The organism is Haloechinothrix salitolerans (assembly GCF_042662605.1).
In the GTDB taxonomy this organism is placed as follows: Bacteria; Actinomycetota; Actinomycetes; order Mycobacteriales; family Pseudonocardiaceae; genus Haloechinothrix_A; species Haloechinothrix_A salitolerans.
This window is the reverse complement of the sequence record NZ_JBHSXX010000001.1, coordinates 5875392-5896007: the sequence shown is the minus strand read 5'-3', so window position 1 is coordinate 5896007 and position 20616 is coordinate 5875392. Positions and strand designations below refer to the sequence as shown.

At 64.2% G+C, this 20616-nt stretch carries 12 protein-coding genes and 3 rRNA genes; 12 read left to right on the top strand and 3 right to left on the bottom strand.

The window, feature by feature from the left end; genetic code table 11:
• The first annotated feature begins 124 nt into the window (after positions 1–124).
• The 7 genes from ACFQGD_RS28125 to ACFQGD_RS28095 all read left to right on the top strand — a co-directional run bounded on the left by ACFQGD_RS28125 (position 125) and on the right by ACFQGD_RS28095 (position 10699).
• A complete protein-coding gene (locus ACFQGD_RS28125; protein ID WP_345406584.1) occupies positions 125–994 on the top strand; it encodes a HalD/BesD family halogenase in 870 nt (289 codons plus the stop codon).
• Between the two features lie 15 nt (positions 995–1009).
• Positions 1010–1849, top strand: a complete 840-nt coding sequence (locus ACFQGD_RS28120; RefSeq protein ID WP_345406587.1) for a class I SAM-dependent methyltransferase — start codon at positions 1010–1012, stop codon at positions 1847–1849.
• 14 nt (positions 1850–1863) lie between these two features.
• Complete coding sequence (locus ACFQGD_RS28115; RefSeq protein WP_390221114.1) at positions 1864–3681, top strand: choline/carnitine O-acyltransferase; 1818 nt, start codon at positions 1864–1866, stop codon at positions 3679–3681.
• Positions 3682–4156: 475 nt separating this feature from the next.
• A 16S ribosomal RNA gene (locus tag ACFQGD_RS28110) occupies positions 4157–5687 on the top strand.
• 399 nt (positions 5688–6086) lie between these two features.
• A 23S ribosomal RNA gene (locus ACFQGD_RS28105) occupies positions 6087–9204 on the top strand.
• A gap of 212 nt (positions 9205–9416) precedes the next feature.
• Positions 9417–9533: ribosomal RNA gene (gene rrf, locus ACFQGD_RS28100) — 5S ribosomal RNA — on the top strand.
• Together the 16S, 23S and 5S rRNA genes form the textbook arrangement of a ribosomal RNA operon.
• 323 nt (positions 9534–9856) lie before the next feature.
• The gene (locus ACFQGD_RS28095; RefSeq protein WP_345399691.1) at positions 9857–10699 is read left to right on the top strand and encodes a GNAT family N-acetyltransferase; all 843 of its coding nucleotides are present in this window, start codon (positions 9857–9859) and stop codon (positions 10697–10699) included.
• A gap of 5 nt (positions 10700–10704) precedes the next feature.
• Here the strand turns inward: ACFQGD_RS28095 and ACFQGD_RS28090 are convergent, their stop codons facing one another.
• Positions 10705–10974 (bottom strand): hypothetical protein, encoded by a 270-nt coding sequence (locus tag ACFQGD_RS28090; protein WP_345399694.1) that lies wholly within the window; start codon positions 10972–10974, stop codon positions 10705–10707.
• Between the two features lie 174 nt (positions 10975–11148).
• Between ACFQGD_RS28090 and ACFQGD_RS28085 the strand changes: the two genes are divergently transcribed.
• The gene (locus ACFQGD_RS28085) at positions 11149–14112 is read left to right on the top strand and encodes a bifunctional [glutamine synthetase] adenylyltransferase/[glutamine synthetase]-adenylyl-L-tyrosine phosphorylase (protein WP_345399697.1); all 2964 of its coding nucleotides are present in this window, start codon (positions 11149–11151) and stop codon (positions 14110–14112) included.
• A gap of 67 nt (positions 14113–14179) precedes the next feature.
• The gene (locus ACFQGD_RS28080; RefSeq protein ID WP_345399700.1) at positions 14180–14593 is read left to right on the top strand and encodes an acyl-CoA thioesterase; all 414 of its coding nucleotides are present in this window, start codon (positions 14180–14182) and stop codon (positions 14591–14593) included.
• Positions 14594–14678: 85 nt separating this feature from the next.
• Here the strand turns inward: ACFQGD_RS28080 and glnA are convergent, their stop codons facing one another.
• Entirely contained in the window at positions 14679–16103 is a 1425-nt protein-coding gene (gene glnA, locus ACFQGD_RS28075; RefSeq protein ID WP_345399703.1) for a type I glutamate--ammonia ligase, read from the bottom strand.
• A gap of 261 nt (positions 16104–16364) precedes the next feature.
• Here glnA and ACFQGD_RS28070 point away from each other — a divergent pair, with 261 nt between their 5' ends.
• Complete coding sequence (locus ACFQGD_RS28070) at positions 16365–16868, top strand: RDD family protein (protein ID WP_345399706.1); 504 nt, start codon at positions 16365–16367, stop codon at positions 16866–16868.
• A 59-nt stretch (positions 16869–16927) separates the two neighbouring features.
• Here ACFQGD_RS28070 and ACFQGD_RS28065 read toward each other — a convergent pair whose 3' ends face one another.
• Positions 16928–17656, bottom strand: a complete 729-nt coding sequence (locus ACFQGD_RS28065; RefSeq protein ID WP_345399709.1) for a DUF4191 domain-containing protein — start codon at positions 17654–17656, stop codon at positions 16928–16930.
• A 51-nt stretch (positions 17657–17707) separates the two neighbouring features.
• Between ACFQGD_RS28065 and ACFQGD_RS28060 the strand changes: the two genes are divergently transcribed.
• Both ACFQGD_RS28060 and ACFQGD_RS28055 read left to right on the top strand, forming a co-directional pair.
• Positions 17708–19786, top strand: coding sequence for an ATP-dependent DNA helicase UvrD2 (locus tag ACFQGD_RS28060; protein ID WP_345399711.1), 2079 nt, complete (start codon positions 17708–17710; stop codon positions 19784–19786).
• A gap of 471 nt (positions 19787–20257) precedes the next feature.
• A complete protein-coding gene (locus tag ACFQGD_RS28055) occupies positions 20258–20593 on the top strand; it encodes a WhiB family transcriptional regulator (RefSeq protein WP_345399714.1) in 336 nt (111 codons plus the stop codon).
• Positions 20594–20616: the final 23 nt, after the last annotated feature.

The window sequence follows — 20616 nt, the reverse complement described above, 5'->3', positions numbered from 1 at the left end:
GCCCGCCTTTTCGAACGAATGTGTCCGTCCTCACAGCTCAAATCGAAGCGCTGATTTCGCCACGCTTATTCTGCTAATGTAGTGCGAGCTTCCTGGTGAATTCGCTCCACGGAAAGGGCTGTGAATGGACGCCTCGGGAACTCAGGTGGTTGAACAATTGGTCGACACCGAGAGCTACCCGTTATCGGAACCAGGAAGCGATCGGTGGCGCGAGGTCGTCGCCACCATCCGTGGCGAGCTACTCGACGACGGCTGCAGCGTACTGTCCGAGTTCGTTCGCCCGGAACTGCGGGACGTGTTGCGACGCGAGGGCGCCGGGATGGCGCCGGATGCGTACTACGACGCCGAGACCGTCAACGCCTACAATGTCGACACCGGCGCCGACCTGCCGGACGACCACCCCGGCAGGACGCCGATGCGGCGCGGCAACGCCTTCGTGCCCCGGGACGCGATTCCGCCCGACGCGATCATCCATCGGCTCTACACCAACGCGCTGTTCCAGCGGTTCCTCGCCGACTGCTTTGAGTTGACCGAGATCCACCCGCTCGCCGACCCGCTCGCCGGGCTGGTGCTCAACGTCGTGTCGCCGGGCAAGGAGCACCCGTGGCACTTCGACACCAACGAGTTCACCGTCACGATGCTCACCCAGGAGGCAGAAGCCGGCGGGGTCTTCGAGTACTGCCCCAACATCCGCTCGGCGGAGTCCGAGAACTTCGACGACGTCAACGCGGTCCTCGCTGGCGACGGCGAACACCTCATCCGCAGGCTCGAGCTGCGGCCGGGTGACCTCCAGTTGTTCAAGGGGCGCTACGCCCTGCACCGGGTAAGCGCTGTACGGGGCGAACGCGCGCGACACACGGCGATCTTCGCCTACAGCGAGCGCGACGGCGTCATCGGAACTCCGGCTCGCACCAAGCAGCTTTTTGGCAGGGTGCTGCCGGAACATCATGCCGCCGCCGCGCAGGCGGTGCGCGTCGATCAACTTCTCGACTAAAAGGAGGCCCGGTCCGTGGGTTTCGACGCCACTGGAAAAGTGTCGCTCGATCACATTTACTCACAGCCCGACCCGCGCGCGTACTTTCGCGAACTGCGGGAACTCGACTACCGCATTCCACAACTGGCGAAACCGTATTTCGCGAAACTCGTCGACGACTATCGGCAGGCGCGTCAGGTGACGACGTGTCAGATTGTTGATATCGGTTGTTCGTACGGCATAAACGCCGCGCTGTTGAATTGCGATCTGACGATGGACGAGCTGTACGACCGGTACCGCGACAACGCGGTGACGCCGCTGTCGCGCGCCGAGCTGTTGCGGCAGGACCGGGAACTGGTGCGAGCACGAGGCGGGCTGGACCGGCATCGCTTTATCGGGCTGGACGCCTCGCGACCCGCGCTCGCGTACGCGCGGGAGGCAGGGTTCCTCGACGCCGATGTCCACGCCGACCTGGAGTCGCACCCGCCCACCGAGCGGCAGCGGACGGTGTTCGACGGCACAGACCTTGTGATCTCCACCGGCTGTCTGGGCTATGTCACCGGTACGACGCTGGAGCGGGTCATCACGGCATCGGGGGAGCGCCTGCCGTGGCTGGCGCACTTCGTACTGCGGATGTTCCCGTTCGATCCGGTCGCCGACATGCTCATGCGGCTGGGTTACGACACCATTCCGGTCGATGGCGTGTTCAAGCAGCGGCGGTTCGCCGACGAGCAGGAGCAGGCGCGAATGCTCAACACCCTCGCCGCGCGCGGCGTCGACCCCGATGGCTTGGAAACCGACGGCTGGCTGTATGCCCAGCTCTACATCTCCCTGCCTCGCGGGGAGCGCAGCACCATCGATGTAGCAGAGCAGTGACGTGAGGATTGAGCGTGAGCGGTAGCGAGAACCTGTCCACCCGCACCTTCGGCAACGACGACAGCCTGCCCCGGGTGCCGTTGCCCACCGTCGAGGAAAGCTGCGACCGGTTCCTCGAATGGTGCGGCCCGCTGTTGACCGAGGACGAACTGGCCGAGACGAAGGCGGCGGTCGAGGAGTTCCGGCGCGAGGGCAGCCCCGCGCACACGCTGCACGCCGCGTTGGCCGAGTACGACGCCACCGAGGGCGTGCACAGCTGGCTCGACACCTTTTGGCCGTACCGCTACCTTGGCCGCCGCGACCGCATCGCCCTCAACGCGAACTTCTTCTTCCTGTTCAACGACGTCGACGCCAGCCAGGCCGAGCGGGCGGCGGGCCTGATCGCGTCCGCGCTGCACTACAAGTCGTTGCTCGATGAGGAGCGCGTCCCGCCGATCGTCCAACGCGGTGTGCCGCAGTCCATGGACCAGAACAAATTCCTGTTCTCCACTACGCGCATTCCCGGCGCGGTGCGGGACACGGTCCGCGCGCCGTACAGCGGCGAATGGCCAGGACCGTCGACCGAGCGGCACATCCTGGTGTTCTACCGGGGCAACCTCTTCCGGATGGACGTCTATGGCGAGCAGGGCAAGCCGCACACACTGGACGAACTCGCCGACGGCATCCGCGCGGTGATGGATGTGGGTGCTACCCCGGCCGCACCGGGGGCGTCGGTGGGACACCTCACCACCAAGGCGCGCGCCGAGTGGGCGGCCAGCAGGCAGGAGCTCATCGACGCAGGTCCGGACAACCCCGCGCTGCTCGACGAGGTGGAGCGGGCGCTGTTCTGCGTTTGCCTCGACGACCTGGTGCCGGAGGACGCCCACACGGCCTGCGACCAGTTGCTGCACGGCGACAGTGCGAACCGCTGGTTCGACAAGGCGGTGTCGTTCATCGTGTTCGGCGACGGTACGGCCGGCATTAACGTCGAGCACTGCGAGCTGGACGGCACCACTGTCTTGCGGTTCGTGGACGCACTGTTCGAAGACACCGCCGATGCCCACTCGACCGAGTCGGGCGCGGTGTCGCAGGGCAAACCCGCCGTCGCGCCGATCGAGTTCAGCCTCACCGACGCCCTGCGCGCCGACATCACCTCAGCGGCGGAGTCGTTCGCCGCGCAGGCCGCCGACACCGCGACGTCATTGCTGTCCTTCGATGACTTCGGCGCGAACACCGCGAAGAAGCTGGGGATCTCGCCGGACGCGTTCATGCAATGCGCGTACCAGCTGGCGCACTTTCGGGCGAAGGGCTTGCAAGGCGCGACGTATGAGTCGATCGCGACCCGGCAGTACCGCAGGGGCAGGACCGAGGCGATGCGGGTGGTCACGCCCGAGCTGCAACGGTTCGTCGCCGCGATGACCGACGATGACGTAGACGAGACCGCGCGTCGCGACGCGTTTCGGGCCGCGGCGGACAAGCATGTCGCGCGCGCGAAGGAATGCCAGACCGGGCAGGCGCCTGAGCAACACCTGTGGGAGCTGCAACTGATCCAGCAGCGACGCGGGGAGGAACTGGGCGCGACCGAGCCGCTCGCGCTGTACGAGTCGCCGGGGTGGCTGCGGATGCGTGACGACTACCTCAGCACGAGTTCCGCACCGTCGGTCAACATCCGGTACTTCGGGTTCGGGTCGACGAGTGGCAAGTGCATCGGTGTCGGTTACGTGTTGCTGCCGGAGCGGCTGGCGATCTATCTCAGTACGCCGCGCCCCGTCGCGGAGCCGATGTACACGTTCGCGAGCGAGCTTCGTCGGGCCGTCGGCGAACTCTCCGCGTTGCTCGCATCGGGGGCCTGAACGAGCCGCTCTTGTGGCGCACGGCTCTGACCTGCGGTTTCATAGAAGGGGACCCCCCTGTTTTTGGCGATCATGGGGACGTGTAATGTTCTCCATGTCGCCAGGAACGCCGGGCCGACGGGGAGAAAACACCCCTGAAGGACCGGTAGGGAGACGGCTGGTAAGGTAGAACTTGTCAGCAAGAACCCACCCGGGCCGAGCGGTTGACACCGCGAGACGGACCGGGTAACGTACTGCGACGGCCCGAAGTTGGGCCGAGACCCCAGACCGAGTCGATTCGACTAACTGTCCGGGGTTGAGGCTTCGCTGAGGGAAGCAACTACCAAGAATTCTCTAAACTTAGAGTGATTCGCGGTGCGTGTTGTTTGAGAACTCAACAGTGTGCTTTGTTTACTAAGCCAGTAGATTTTTTTGGAACCTTTGTTGGTTCTGTTTGAGTTTTTTGAGAGTCGATTTTTCTCTCTGATTTTGTTCATTGTTGGAGAGTTTGATCCTGGCTCAGGACGAACGCTGGCGGCGTGCTTAACACATGCAAGTCGAACGCTGAAGCCATCTTCGGGTGGTGGATGAGTGGCGAACGGGTGAGTAACACGTGGGTAACCTGTCCTGTACTTTGGGATAAGCCCTGGAAACGGGGTCTAATACCGGATACGCATCATTGCCTGCATGGGTGGTGGTGGAAAGCTCCGGCGGTATGGGGTGGGCCCGCGGCCTATCAGCTTGTTGGTGGGGTGATGGCCTACCAAGGCGACGACGGGTAGCCGGCCTGAGAGGGCGACCGGCCACACTGGGACTGAGACACGGCCCAGACTCCTACGGGAGGCAGCAGTGGGGAATATTGCACAATGGGCGCAAGCCTGATGCAGCGACGCCGCGTGAGGGATGACGGCCTTCGGGTTGTAAACCTCTTTCGCCAGGGACGAAGCCTTTTGGGGTGACGGTACCTGGAGAAGAAGCACCGGCTAACTACGTGCCAGCAGCCGCGGTAATACGTAGGGTGCGAGCGTTGTCCGGAATTATTGGGCGTAAAGAGCTCGTAGGCGGTTTGTCGCGTCGGCCGTGGAAACTGGAGGCTTAACCTTCAGCGTGCGGTCGATACGGGCAGACTTGAGTTCGGTAGGGGAGTCTGGAATTCCTGGTGTAGCGGTGAAATGCGCAGATATCAGGAGGAACACCGGTGGCGAAGGCGGGACTCTGGGCCGATACTGACGCTGAGGAGCGAAAGCGTGGGGAGCGAACAGGATTAGATACCCTGGTAGTCCACGCTGTAAACGTTGGGCGCTAGGTGTGGGTGACATTCCACGTTGTCCGTGCCGTAGCTAACGCATTAAGCGCCCCGCCTGGGGAGTACGGCCGCAAGGCTAAAACTCAAAGGAATTGACGGGGGCCCGCACAAGCGGCGGAGCATGTGGATTAATTCGATGCAACGCGAAGAACCTTACCTGGGCTTGACATGCACAGGATTCCGGCAGAGATGTCGGTTCCCTTGTGGCCTGTGTGCAGGTGGTGCATGGCTGTCGTCAGCTCGTGTCGTGAGATGTTGGGTTAAGTCCCGCAACGAGCGCAACCCTTGTCCTATGTTGCCAGCACGTAATGGTGGGGACTCGTGGGAGACTGCCGGGGTCAACTCGGAGGAAGGTGGGGATGACGTCAAGTCATCATGCCCCTTATGTCCAGGGCTTCACACATGCTACAATGGCCGGTACAGTGGGTTGCGATACCGTGAGGTGGAGCGAATCCCTGAAAGCTGGTCTCAGTTCGGATCGCAGTCTGCAACTCGACTGCGTGAAGTCGGAGTCGCTAGTAATCGCAGATCAGCAACGCTGCGGTGAATACGTTCCCGGGCCTTGTACACACCGCCCGTCACGTCACGAAAGTCGGTAACACCCGAAGCCCATGGCCTAACCCCTTTTGTGGGGAGGGAGTGGTCGAAGGTGGGACTGGCGATTGGGACGAAGTCGTAACAAGGTAGCCGTACCGGAAGGTGCGGCTGGATCACCTCCTTTCTAAGGAGCACATCACTTCCATCAAACATGCTGTGTGTGGTTGGTGGGGTGGCCACTGGATGCCAACGGGTGTTTGGCTGGTGGTTGCTCGAGGATTTGTGGAACTACTGGTGATGGCCACCGCGGGTGGATGGTCAGTGTTTAGTACTGCCGGTCTTTTCGGAGGCGGGTGTGGAACGGGCTGGGCTGTCGGTCGGTGGTGGTTGTGGGCAAGGCATGCTGTTGGGTCCTGAGACAACACGCGAGTGTTGCTCTGGATCGAAACCCGGCCCCGGGTTCTGCTGGGAAGCGTTGACATTCGTTGTCACCGTGCCCAGCGGGATTGGGGGGTGTGCGGGGGGTTTGCCCCCCGCAAGGTGTGGTGTTTGAGAATTGTAGAGTGGATGCGAGCATCTTTGTGGTCAAGTTGTTAAGAGCACATGGTGGATGCCTGGGCATCAGGAGCCGATGAAGGACGTGGGAGGCTGCGATAAGCCTCGGGGAGCTGTCAACCGAGCTGAGATCCGAGGATGTCCGAATGGGGTAACCCAGCACTCGTGATGGAGTGTTACCCGCACCTGAATGTATAGGGTGTGTGGAGGGAACGCGGGGAAGTGAAACATCTCAGTACCCGTAGGAAGAGAAAACAAGTGTGATTCCGTGAGTAGTGGCGAGCGAAAGCGGAGGAGGCTAAACCGCATGCATGTGATACCTGGCAGGGGTTGTGTGTGTGGTGTTGTGGGACCCAGCGTCGAAGGACTGCCATTCTTCGGGATGCCGCGTGTGGTTAGTGGAAACGTCTGGGATGGCGTGCCGTAGTGGGTGAGAGTCCCGTACGCGAAAATCATGCGTTGGTGTTTTGTTGGTGTTCCCGAGTAGCAGCGAGCTCGTGGAATTTGCTGTGAATCTGCCGGGACCACCCGGTAAGCCTAAATACTTCCTGGTGACCGATAGCGGACGAGTACCGTGAGGGAAAGGTGAAAAGTACCCCGGGAGGGGAGTGAAAGAGTACCTGAAACCGTGTGCTTACAAGCCGTCAGAGCTGAATCTTTGGTTTGGTGATGGCGTGCCTTTTGAAGAATGAGCCTGCGAGTTAGTGCTGCGTGGCGAGGTTAACCCGTGTGGGGTAGCCGTAGCGAAAGCGAGTCTGAAGAGGGCGTTGGAGTCGCGTGGTCTAGACCCGAAGCGGAGTGATCTACCCATGGCCAGGGTGAAGCGCCGGTAAGACGGTGTGGAGGCCCGAACCCACTTAGGTTGAAAACTGAGGGGATGAGCTGTGGGTAGGGGTGAAAGGCCAATCAAACTCCGTGATAGCTGGTTCTCCCCGAAATGCATTTAGGTGCAGCGTCGTATGTTTCACACCTGGGGTAGAGCTACTGGATGGCCTAGGGGCCTTACCGGGTTACCGAAGTCAACCAAACTCCGAATACGGGTGTGTGAGAGTGCGGCAGTGAGACGGCGGGGGAAAAGCTTCGTCGTCGAGAGGGAAACAGCCCAGAGCGCCAGCTAAGGCCCCTAAGTGTGTGCTCAGTGGAAAAGGATGTGGGATTGCCCAGACAACCAGGAGGTTGGCTTAGAAGCAGCCATCCTTGAAAGAGTGCGTAATAGCTCACTGGTCAAGTGGTCCTGCGCCGATAATGTAGCGGGGCTTAAGCACACCGCCGAAGCTGTGTCATTGACACATGTGATCCGCCATCATCTTCGGGTGGTGGTGCAGTCGTGTTGATGGGTAGGGGAGCGTCGATCATCCGGTGAAGCCGTGGCGGAAGCTAGCGGTGGAGGGTGGTCGAGTGAGAATGCAGGCATGAGTAGCGAAAGCAGAGTGAGAACCTCTGCCGCCGGATGACCAAGGGTTCCTGGGCCAGGCTAATCCGCCCAGGGTAAGTCGGGACCTAAGGCGAGGCCGACAGGCGTAGTCGATGGATAACGGGTTGATATTCCCGTACCCGCGTGTGTGCGTCCCTGATGAGGCAGGTGAGACTAACCACCCGAAGCCGACCATATGCCCTTCGGGGTGGTGGTTGGTGGAGCGTGGGACCTGATCCTGTAGTAGTCAAGCGATGGGGTGACGCAGGAAGGTAGCTCCGCCAGTAAGTGGTATGACTGGTGTAAGCGTGTAGGGCGATCGGTAGGCAAATCCGCCGGTCATGGGCCTGAGACGTGATGCGTACCCGTATGAGGGGAAGTGAGTGATCCTATGCTGCCGAGAAAAGCCTCTAGCGAGTGCATGTGCGGCCCGTACCCCAAACCGACACAGGTGGTCAGGTAGAGAATACCAAGGCGATCGGGTGAACTGTGGTTAAGGAACTCGGCAAAATGCCCCCGTAACTTCGGGAGAAGGGGGGCCAGTGCACGTGAACACCCGTGCGGTGGGAGCGTGTGGTGGCCGCAGAGACCAGCGGAAAGCGACTGTTTACTAAAAACACAGGTCCGTGCGAAGAAGCAATTCGAGGTATACGGACTGACGCCTGCCCGGTGCTGGAACGTTAAGAGGACCGGTTAGCCTTTCGGGGCGAAGCTGAGAATTTAAGCGCCAGTAAACGGCGGTGGTAACTATAACCATCCTAAGGTAGCGAAATTCCTTGTCGGGTAAGTTCCGACCTGCACGAATGGCGTAACGACTTTCCGGCTGTCTCAACCACAGGCCCGGCGAAATTGCAGTACGAGTAAAGATGCTCGTTACGCGCGGCAGGACGGAAAGACCCCGGGACCTTTACTATAGCTTGGTATTGGTTTTCGGTTCGGCTTGTGTAGGATAGGTGGGAGACTGGGAAGTCCACACGCTAGTGTGGGTGGAGTCATCGTTGAAATACCACTCTGGTCGAATGGGAAATCTAACCTCGGACCGTGATCCGGTTCAGGGACAGTGCCTGGTGGGTAGTTTAACTGGGGCGGTTGCCTCCCAAAGAGTAACGGAGGCGCCCAAAGGTTCCCTCAGCCTGGTTGGCAATCAGGTGTTGAGTGTAAGTGCACAAGGGAGCTTGACTGTGAGACTGACGGGTCGAGCAGGGACGAAAGTCGGGACTAGTGATCCGGCACCACCTGGTGGAAGGGGTGTCGCTCAACGGATAAAAGGTACCCCGGGGATAACAGGCTGATCTTGCCCAAGAGTCCATATCGACGGCATGGTTTGGCACCTCGATGTCGGCTCGTCGCATCCTGGGGCTGGAGTCGGTCCCAAGGGTTGGGCTGTTCGCCCATTAAAGCGGCACGCGAGCTGGGTTTAGAACGTCGTGAGACAGTTCGGTCCCTATCCGCCGCGCGCGTAGGAGACTTGCGGAAGGCTGTCCCTAGTACGAGAGGACCGGGACGGACGAACCTCTGGTATGCCAGTTGTCCCACCAGGGGCACGGCTGGTTAGCTACGTTCGGAAGGGATAACCGCTGAAAGCATCTAAGCGGGAAGCCTGTTCCTAGATGAGGTCTCCCACCCCGTTGTGGGTTAAGGCCCCCACCAGACCAGTGGGTTGATAGGCCAGAAATGGAAGCGCAGTAATGTGTGAAGTTGACTGGTACTAATAGGCCGAGGACTTGCCCACAAACATGCTACGCATCCACTCTACAACTCTGAAACACCATCCTGCGGGGGGGCACACCCCCACAGGGGGCTGGGTGAACAACACAACGGAACCGTTGTGACACGAACACATAACTGAATACACAGAAATTGTCGTCAGGCTTACACCCTCCACCGGCCAGCATGGCTCTGGAGGGTGCCCAAAAACCCCAGGAGGGTTTTTGTGGATAAGGTTACGGCGGTTATAGCGGCAGGGAAACGCCCGGTCCCATTCCGAACCCGGAAGCTAAGCCTGCCAGCGCCGATGGTACTGCACTCGCGAGGGTGTGGGAGAGTAGGACACCGCCGGACACCACCTAACTGAGGCCCCGGTCGAGAACGAACACCCGTTCTCCCGGGGCCTCAGCCATCTCCAAGAGAAGTCAGGCGGGTCATACTGCCGTTGCGCTAGTCAAGTCGGCACATCGTGCCCATTGCGCTAGCTCGCCTAATGTTTTGATCTTCTTCGCTCCCTGAGGGGCCAAAATTCATTCTGATCGTTCGGTTCAGTAGGTAACTCAGGGAGGAAAGAAGATCAACTCCTCCATGCGCGAGGGTCCGAAGTCGAGGGTCGTCAGGATCACGCCTCCGAAATTCGGTGGACTAGTGCGTTCCCACAGGCGGATTATGCCGAGATGGAGTTCGCGACGTACGACGGTGTCGCCGACTTCCTGGACGTCGCCGGGAACCTGTACGAGTCGGATCCGGTGCGGCACACGATCGCGCTGACCGTGCTGCGACAGCTCGAGACGGCGGCGCCGTCAGACAGTCGGAAACCGCTGCTCATCACAATTCACAACGGTGACACGACGATCGGTGCGGCATTCCGAACGTCGCGGTGGCCGATCGGCGTGAGCGGCGTGCCAGAGCACGCCATAGCCGACCTGGTCGAGTTCTTGGTCGATGGCGGACACGGGATCGTTGGCGTCAACGGTCCACAGCCGGAAGCGGACCGCTTCGCGGAACTGTGGATGTCGGCCACGGGGCAGACGTCGACGCTGGGGATGGCGCAGCGGCTCTACCGACTCGACTCCCTTAAGCCGCCATCGGTGGCGGGCGAGTGGCGGAGCGCCACCGAGGACGACGTCCCGCTGCTGGTGCGGTGGCGGCACGGCTTCATAGAGGACGCCCACATGCCGACGGCGGACCCGGACTGGGCGGAGGGACAGCTGCGCCGGGATCTCGCGGCGGGTGGTATGCACGGCATCTGGAGCGTGTCGGGCGAACCGGTGTCCTACGCGTCGGCGTCCCTGCCCAGCAGCGGAATGTCGCGGGTCAGTTCGGTCTACACCCCGAGAGAACGCCGGGGCCACGGCTACGGGTCGGCGGTGACCGCGACGGTCAGTCAGTGGGCGTTGGACAATGGCGCGAGTGACGTCGTGTTATTCACCGATCTGTCGAATCCGACGTCGAACGCGATTTATCAGAAGATCGGGTACGTGCCGGTGCTCGACGCGGTCGACTACCGCTTCCAGTAGCACGCTCAGGCGGCGTCCGCGACGTCCAGCACGCTGAGCCCACGCGAGGTGATGGTGACGGTGCGGTCGAACGGTCCGCGTCGGGCCTCGATAGCGATGAGGCCCAGATCGTAGAGTCGGTCGAGCTCTTCCTCTTGCCACGGTGGAACGGTGCCCGCCTCGGCACCGTCGGGGCCACGCCAGCGATATCCGGCGGGTCCGCCCCAGCGGCCGGTGTGGAACAGCAGGTTTCCCTCGGCGACGTCATGCAGTCGTTGTAGCTCTCGGTCGGTCATGGCTGCACCTCTTCTTGCTTGTGCGATACCCAGCATGCGCCGCGACAAACGCCATCTCATCGGGGAAGTTACCCACACCGCTACGCATCACTAGGGGATACGTAGGCGCGTATCGGGGGGTGATACCGCCTGGTGAGCCGGGTGCGACCGCGCTGACCAACTAGGCTGGCGCAGGTGACATCGCGGGATCGTGCAGCACCGAAGCCCGGCCGCTTCGGGCTCACCGGAGACAGGGCACACGAACAGCTCATCGCGGCGGGCTGGTGGAACGCGACCGGGCCGGTCGAGGAGAGTGTGCCGGTACTGCTCGCCCTGTCACGCGTGCCTGACCCGGACGCCGCCTTGCTCGGCGTCGAACGCATGCGGGAAGCGGACGAGGCGAGTTGGGGTGAACTGAACGCCACGCTGCACACCGACGCGGGCTTGCGTGCGCGCCTGCTCGCCACGCTCGGTGGCTCCACCACACTCACGGACTACCTGGTCAGCAACCCCGGCGCGTGGCGCCGGCTATCGGAACCCGCGCGTGCCGACGTCGACGGCTACACCGCGCGGCTGCGTGAGGCGCTGCGTGACGACGGGTCGTTGCTGCAGGGCAAAGACGCGGTGCGGGCCTTGCGGCAGGGCTACCGCGGACTGCTACTCGAGATCGCGGCGGCCGACCTGGCGTTCCTCGTTGAGCCTGACCTCGGCCAGCCCAGCTACACGGAGGTCACCACCTGGCTGACCGAACTCGCCGAGGCCGTGCTGCGGGTCGCTCTCGACGTCGCCTGGTTGGAATGCGGCGGTGGCGACGAGGCCACCAGGCTGGCGGTCATCGCGATGGGCAAGACCGGCGGACGGGAGCTCAACTACGTCAGCGATGTCGACGTCATCTTCGTCGGCGAGGGCGACAACGCGCTCGCGACGCGGGTCGCTAGCGGGATGATGCGGTTGGTCGGTGCGTCGTGCTTCGAGGTGGACGCCGCGCTGCGGCCCGAGGGCAAGGCGGGCGCGCTGGTGCGCACCATCGACGGCCACGCCGCCTACTACAAGAAGTGGGCGCGGACATGGGAGTTCCAGGCGCTGCTCAAGGCTCGGCCCGTGGCGGGCGACGCGGAGCTTGGCGCCCAGTATGCCGAGATCGTCACGCCGCTGGTGTGGTCGGCGGCCGAGCGGGAGAACTTCGTCGCCGACGTGCAGAGCATGCGGCGCAAGGTCGAGAGCCACGTGCCTGCCGACATCGCGGATCGGGAACTCAAACTTGGCCGCGGTGGCCTGCGGGACGTCGAGTTCGCCGTCCAGTTGCTGCAGCTCGTGCATGGCAGGGCTGACCCTGAGCTGCGGTCGGCGTCGACCATGGAGGCGCTGGAGGCGCTGGGCGACGGAGGCTATGTCGGCAGGTCCGACGTCGCGGAACTGGAGTCGGCGTACCGGTTCTTGCGCACCATCGAGCACCGGCTGCAGCTGCACCGGCTGCGTCGCACCCACTTGTTCCCCGATGCCGAGGACGTCGACGAGCTGCGCTGGCTCGCACGCTCGATCGGGTTGAAACCGCAGCGCGGTCGGTCGGCGGGCGAGGTGCTGCTCGGCGAGTTCCGCAAGAAGATTAAAGCCGTGCGGCGGCTGCATGAGAAGCTGTTCTACCGCCCGCTGCTGGAATCCGTCGCGCGGGTTCCGACCGAGGCATTGCGCCTGACCACCGACGAGGCGAAACGCAGGCTCGCCGCGCTCGGCTACGCGGCACCGGACGGCGCGCTGAACCACATCAAGGCGTTGACCTCGGGAATGTCGCGGCGAGCCTCGATCCAGCAGACGCTGCTCCCGGTGCTGCTCGACCGCTTCGCCGACACTCCCGATCCTGACGGTGGTCTGCTGGCCTACCGCAAGGTGTCCGAAGCGCTGGCCGAAACCCCTTGGTACCTGCGGGTACTGCGGGACGAGGGCGCCGTCGTCGACAACCTGGCCACGGTGCTCGGGACGTCGAAGCTGATCCCTGAGTTGCTCATGCGCGCGCCTGAAGTGCTGCGGTTGCTCGGCAAGCCGGACGAGCTGACCGGCAAAGACCCGGATGAGGTCGCGGTGTCGTTGCGGAAGGCAGTCGCGCGGCACACATTCGTGCACAGCGCTGTCCCCACGGCACGCTCGCTGCGCAGGCACGAGATGCTGCGGGTGGCGTGTGCGGATCTGCTCGGCTTGATGCCGGTGCCCAAGGTGTGTGCGGCGCTGTCGAGCGTGTGGGCCGCCGTGCTGCAGGCCACCCTCGACGTCGCGCAGCGTCGTAAGGGGGACGACATCGCCACGCTGGCGGTGATCGGCATGGGCAGGCTCGGCGGCGGCGAACTGGGCTACGGTTCCGATGCTGACGTGCTGTTCGTGTGTGAGCCGTGCGAGGGAGTGAGCGAGGCAGAGGCTGTCCGCTATGCCACCGAGGTGGCGAGCATGGTCAGCAGGCTACTCGGCTCGCCAAGCCAGGACCCGCCGCTCACGGTGGATGCCGACCTGCGCCCCGAAGGCCGTCAAGGGCCGTTGGTGCGGACGCTGGAGTCGTATCGGGCGTACTACCAGCGGTGGGGTGAGGTATGGGAGGCGCAGGCGCTGCTGCGGGCACGGCCGATCGCGGGAGATCTCGACCTGTGTGAGCGGTTCGTCGAGATGATCGATCCGGTGCGCTATCCCGAGGGCGGGATTTCGGCGACGCAAGCGCGCGAAGTACGGCGCATCAAGGCGCGGGTGGACACCGAGCGGCTGCCGAAAGGCACCGACCCGCGCACCAACACCAAGCTCGGCACCGGTGGGCTCGGCGACGTCGAGTGGACGGCGCAGCTCATGCAGTTGCTGCACGCGCACGAGGTATCCGCGCTACGGACGACGTCCACCCTCGACGCGCTCGCCGCGCTGGCGGAGTCGGGCCTTGCCGCGCAGGCCGACGTCGACGCGCTCACCGAGGCATGGCTGCTGGCGACCAAGGTGCGCAACGCGGCGACGCTGGTGCGTGGCAAGCCGGTGGACCAGGTTCCGACGTCGGGCAAGGAACTGGTGGCGGTGGCTCGCATCCTCGGATACGAGGCCGACGAGGACCCCGGCGAGTTCCTGGACGCTTATCGGCGCACCACGCGTAGGGCGCGCGCCGTCGTCGACCGGCTGTTCTACGACGGCTGAACGGTGCCTTGTGTGGCGCGTCACGGGTGCACTCCGGGCGGCGGGAGTGCGGGGTTAAGGTGACCGAGTGAGCGAACCTGAGCAGTTTTCGGTCCGGATCAAGGTGCGGCACTACGAGCTGGACACCCTGGGACATCTCAACCACGCCGTCTATCACCAGTACGGCGAGGTCGCCAGGCTGGAATGGTTCCATGCGGCGAAGGGCGAGGGCAACGGGTTCGCGGACCGCGACATCGCGCCCGTGCTGCTGGAGACGCGGGTGAGGTTCCGTCGCGAGCTGCGCGAGGGCGACACCGTCGACGTCACCTGCGACGTGCGTTTCGGCGAGGGCAAGACGTTCGAGATGTACTCGGAGATCCGCAAGCTCGACGGCACCGTCGCCGCCGAGATCGAATGCGTCCTCGGCCTGATGGACTTGGAGCTGCGCAAGCTGGTCGGGGAGCCGAAGGAGCAGTTCGTCAGCGCCGGGTTCGCGATCTGAGCGGCCCGAGAGAGCGCACTGAGGCCATACGACAACTGGGCGGGAGCCACATCGTGACTCCCGCCCAGCTCAGCGTCTTTACGACTCAGCAGTCGTAGTAGAGCGCGAACTCGTACGGGTGCGGACGCAGCCGCATCGGGTCGATCTCGTGCTCGCGCTTGAAGTCGATCCAGGTCTCGATGACGTCGGAGGTGAACACGCCGCCCTCAAGGAGGAAGTCGTGGTCGCGCTCCAGGTTGTCGAGCACCGCGCCGAGGTCGGCCGGGACCTGATCCACGTTCGCCAACTCCTCCGGCGGCAGCTCGTAGAGGTCCTTGTCGATCGGGTCGGCGGGTTCGATCTTGTTCTTGATGCCGTCGAGGCCTGCCATGACCATCGCGGCGAACGCGAGGTACGGGTTACCCGAGGAGTCAGGGCACCGGAACTCGATGCGCTTGGCCTTGGCGTTGTTGCCGGTGATCGGGATACGGACACAGGCCGACCGGTTCCGCTGCGAGTACACCAGGCTGACCGGCGCCTCGAATCCCGGCACGAGCCGGTGGTACGAGTTGATGGTCGGGTTGGTGAACGCCAGCAAGCTCGGCGCGTGCGCCAGGATGCCGCCGATGTAGTGGCGGGCGGTGTCGGACAGACCCGCGTAGCCGGACTCGTCGAAGAACAGCGGCTGGCCGTCCTTCCACAGCGACTGGTGGCAGTGCATGCCAGAGCCGTTGTCGCCGAAGAGCGGCTTCGGCATGAACGTCGCGGTCTTGCCTGCCTGCCAGGCCGTGTTCTTCACGATGTACTTGAACAGCTGCAGGTCGTCACCAGCGTGCAGCAGCGTGTTGAACTTGTAGTTGATCTCGGCCTGGCCCGCGGTGCCGACCTCGTGGTGGGCACGCTCGACGGAGAACCCGGCGTCGGCCAGGTTCAGCGAGATCGCATCGCGCAGGTCGGCGTAGTGGTCGACCGGCGGGACGGGGAAGTAACCGCCCTTGTACCGGGTCTTGTAGCCCCGGTTGCCGCCCTCCTCGTCGCGGCCGGTGTTCCACCAGCCCTCGACCGAGTCGATCTCGTGGAAGCTGCCGCGCTCCGAGCTGTCGAAGCGCACCGAGTCGAAGATATAGAACTCGGCCTCGGGGCCGAAGAACGCGGTGTCTGCGATGCCGGACTCGGTCAGGTACTCCTCAGCCTTGCGCGCGATGTTGCGCGGGTCGCGGCTGTAGGGCTCGCGCGTGAACGGGTCGTGCACGAAGAAGTTCATGATCAGCGTCTTTTCGATCCGGAACGGGTCGAGACGCGCTGTGTAGGGGTCAGGCAGCAACAGCATGTCCGACTCGTGGATCTCCTGGAACCCACGCACCGACGATCCGTCGAACGCGAGCCCGTCGGTGAACGAGTCCTCGTCGAAGGACGACGCGGGCACGTTGAAGTGCTGCATGATGCCGGGCAGGTCACAGAAACGCACGTCCACGAACTTCACTCCCTCATCGGAAATGAAGCGCAGGACCTCTTGTGGGGAGTTGAACACGCTTGTTTGCTCCTTATGTTGCGGTCGCTTGCGAGGCACTGAAGCCCTGCGGTCAGGCAGGATCGCCGCCGCCCCGTTGTCGCGGTTCTGCGTCACGCTAAGAGCGAGGTGTTGCCCCACCGTCACCCGTATGTTTCGCCGATGTTAACGGACTCGCGCGTGCTGGACCCGTTGTTACGCCTCAACGGGTGAAAACGGGCGTGACCTGCTAATTGTGGGGCATCTGGCGGTGTTATTTCGAGGGCCACATACCCTGAGAGTGTGGCGAGATGGACAGAGACGTGGCTCACGGGTACCGGCGCGGACAGTTCCGAGACACCGCCCCGGTGGCCGGGTGAGAAGCTCGGGCTGCCGGAAACGGGGCCGGGCAGCGTCGCGGGCGGTGGCAGGCGGCTGATCGCGCTGCTGGTGGACTGGCTGTTCGCTGCTTTGGTCGCGTCGTTGTTCATTCCCATGCCCGCGGCGGTGGTCGCCGCGGGCGGCGATCCGGTCAGCTCGGGGGAGGCGCTGCAGTATCAGGTCGCCGCATTGGTGGCATGGTTCGTGCTAACGGTGCCCGCTGCGGCGTTCTTCGGGTTCACCCCGGGTATGGGGCTGATCGGCATCCGAGTAGCCAGACTTGATGGCGCCACCATGGTCGGCGTGTGGCGTGCGGTTGTCCGCTGGGTTTTAACGGTGCTGCTCATCCCCGCGGCCGTCCGCAACATCGATGGCAGGGGCTGGCACGACCGTGTGACCGGCACCGTCGTCGTCCGGATGCGCTGAAACGGCGCGTTCCCGATGTTGGCTGCGCTGAACGCGGCGTTCGCCGCGGCCGCAGCGGCCTATTTCCGGCGGATGGTCCGCTGGACGTTGCGCATCTTGGCGCCCTGCGGCATCGGTCCCTTCGGCATGGCGGCGCCCTTGTTGCCCAGCGCCGACAGTTTCGCCTCCAGCGCGTCGACCTGCTTGGCCTTGAGGTTGCGCGGCAGCTTCATCAGGTGACGCTGCAGTTTGCGAAGCGGCACCTGACCCTCGTCGTTGCCGATGACGATGTCGTAGATCGGCACGTCACCGATGAGCCGTGCGATCCGCTTCTTCTCCTGCGCGAGCAGGCCCTTGATGCGGTGCGGTGCACCCTCCGCGACGAGGATGACGCCTGGGCCGCCGAGTACCCGGTGCACCGCGTCGAGCTGCGTCGTCGCGGCGACCGTTTGCGTGACCCGCCACTTGCCACGCAGGTTGTCCAGCGCCCACGCGGCGGCCCCGGGCTGGCCTTCGGCCTTGGCGTAGACGGTGCGCTGCACCCTGCGGCCGAACGTGATCATGGCGCCGAGCGCGCCCGCGAGAAGGCCGAGTGGCAGCAGGAGCCAAGGCAGGCCGATGACGAAGCCGAGGCCGAAAATCACGCCAGCCGTGACCAGGAAGACGGCGAGCATCCACGGGATGAGCGCCTTGTCCTCCTTGCGCTGCATGGAGAATGCTTGGAAGAGCTGCGTGCGCTTGGCTTTGCGCTCGGATTTCTTCGCCAGCTTCGCGGCCTTCTTGGCCTCTTTGTCTTGGGGTGCCGCCATACCGTCCAGGATACGTGCGGCGGTGTCGGCGCTGTCTGCGAGGATGCCATCGTGGGTAGCGACACGTCGACAGCCGATCTCCTTGCCGGGCTCGACCCAGAGCAACGCGCCGCCGCGACGGCGCCGAGAGGTCCGGTGTGCGTGCTCGCCGGGGCGGGCACGGGAAAGACGCGCACCATCACGCACCGCATCGCGTACCTGGTCAGGGCCGGTCACGTCGCGCCTACTCAGGTCCTCGCGGTCACGTTCACCAACCGTGCCGCCGGTGAGATGCGCTCCCGGTTGCGGTCGCTCGGCGTCGAGGGGGCGCAGGCCCGCACCTTCCACGCCGCCGCGTTGCGGCAGTTGCAGTACTTCTGGCCGCGCGTCGTCGGCGGTAGGCCATGGCCGCTTGCCGAGAGCGCGTTCCGGCTCGCGGGCAGGGCGGCGCAACGCGCCGGTGCGAGCACCGAGATCGAAGTAGTCCGCGATCTGCTCAGCGAGATCGAGTGGGCGAAGTCGTCGCTGATCGGTATAGACGACTACCCGGCCGCCGCGGCCCGGCTGCACCGGGACACCAGCGAGCCCGCCGAGAAGGTCCGTGACGTCTACCGCGCCTACGAGGCACTCAAGAACGACCAGGAGGTGCTCGACTTCGCTGACCTCCTGCTGCACACCGCGGCCGCGATTGAGGGGGACCGCTCGGTCGCCGAGGAGTTTCGCGACCGGTATCGCTGCTTCGTCGTCGACGAGTACCAAGACGTCACCCCGCTGCAGCACCGGCTGCTCGACGCCTGGCTGGGTGAGCGCGACGATCTCACCGTCGTCGGCGATGCCAACCAGACCATCTACTCGTTCGGCGGAGCGTCGCCCGCGCCGCTGCTCGACTTCACGCGGCGGTTCCCTGAGGCAACCGTGGTGCGGTTGGAACGGGACTATCGCTCGACGCCGCAGGTGGTCTCGCTGGCCAACCGGGTGATCGGGGCCGCTCGCTCGCGGCCGGCTGGGTCGCGGCTGCGACTCGTCGGGCAACGTCCGGATGGCCCGGAGCCTCGTTTCGGCGAGTACGACGACGAGCACGAGGAGGCCGCCGCCGTCGCGAGGCGGACGCGGGAACTGCTGGATGCGGGCACGCCCGCGAGTGAGGTCGCCGTGCTGTATCGCGTCAACGCGCAGTCAGAGGCATACGAGCAGGCGCTCACGGATGCGGGCATTCCGTACCTGGTTCGTGGCGGGGAACGGTTCTTCGCCCGGCGCGAGGTACGCGAGGCGATGGCAGCGTTGCGCACGGCCGCCGCCGATCCGCCTCCAGGCGAGTTGCCCGCCGTGGTGCGTGGGCTGCTTGGTCGGGTCGGGTTGAGTGACAAGCCGCCGTCCGGCGGTGCGGCCAAGGAGCGCTGGGACGCGCTGAACTCACTGGTTGACCTGGCAGGGGAGTTCGCGGCCGAGGCCAGCGAGGTATCGCTGCCCCGTTTCGTGGGTGAGTTGGAACAGCGGGCAGCGGCGCAGCATCCGCCTACGGTCGAGGGCGTCACGCTGGCCTCGCTGCACTCAGCCAAGGGACTTGAGTGGGATGCGGTGTTCCTGGTGGGACTCGCCGAGGGCACCATGCCGATCCAGCACGCCGACGGGGACGACGCCGCGATCGAGGAGGAACGCAGGCTGTTCTACGTCGGCGTCACGCGCGCACGGGAGCACCTGTGGCTGTCGTGGGCGCTGGCGCGTAACCCGGGAGGCAGGCGCGGCAGGCGTCGCAGCCGGTTCCTCTACGGTCTCGTGCCGGAAGACCACCCCGCCGCGCGCGTGGTCAAGTCCGCGCAGCAGAAGAACCGATCGGTGTCGAAATGTCGGACCTGCGGTGCCCGACTGACCGGCGCGCTCGAAGTCAAACTCGCCCGGTGCGCGAACTGCCCGTCTGACATCGACGAGGATCTGCTCGCTCGGCTCAAGGAGTGGCGAGTACGGCGTTCGCGGGAGCTGGGTGTCCCCGCGTTCGTCGTCTTCACCGACGCCACGCTCATCGCGATCGCCGAGCAACGTCCGATTGACGACACCGCGCTGGTGTCGATCTCCGGGATCGGCGCGACGAAGCTGGAGCGCTTCGGTGCTGACGTCCTCGCCGTTGTGCGCGAAAGCGCAGGTCAGCGGTAATTTGACGAGATCAGCGAAAAATACGTTGCGCCCATGTGGTGAAGGCGAATAACCTGCAGGTAACAGGTTGAACGCCCGTACCAGAACCCGAGCAGTGAGGAGGTGGCCAGCGATGAGGTTGATGACGACCTATGCGGCCCCCGGTTCCCCACTTCGCGGGGGTTTTGGCATGTCCAACCTCGGTGAGCGTGGCGTCCCGGCCACGCCGTCGGCGCGTCGTCATGACGTTTTCTGGGGAATCGACCAGGACATCCGCCGTGCGCGTGTCGTCAAGCCGACCAATGCCAAGCAGGCGTGCCTTCCGCAGTCTTTCGTTAGAGCTCGATATCTGACTTAGTCAGATGATCAGCCCCTTCGAGGCCGCGGAACCGCACTTGGGTCCGCGGCCTCGCTGTTGTGAGTGGCAGGTTTCGCGGACCAACGGTCCGAGCGGAAACACCAACAACATCGCAACGAGATAGGGGAGATCGAATGTCAACGGCAACCGCCTCAACGCCAGAGGCGGCGTTGGTGTCGTCAATGGAATCGGCCGACGCGCAGGACAGCGCGTGCGTCCTGCCATGCCACCGGGGGAACCCTGACTTGTGGTTCGCGGAGTCGCCCGCTGACCTGGAACGCGCCAAGCAGTTGTGCGCACCTTGCCCGATCCGGGAAGCCTGCCTTGCCGGAGCGCTGGAGCGGGGTGAGCCGTGGGGTGTCTGGGGCGGCGAGATCTTCGACCGGGGCGCTGTCATCGCGCGCAAGCGGCCTCGGGGTCGGCCGCGCAAGAACGCGACGGTGCCACAGCAGCGGAGCAGTGCCGCCTGAGTTCGGCCCGTCGTCCATTCCAC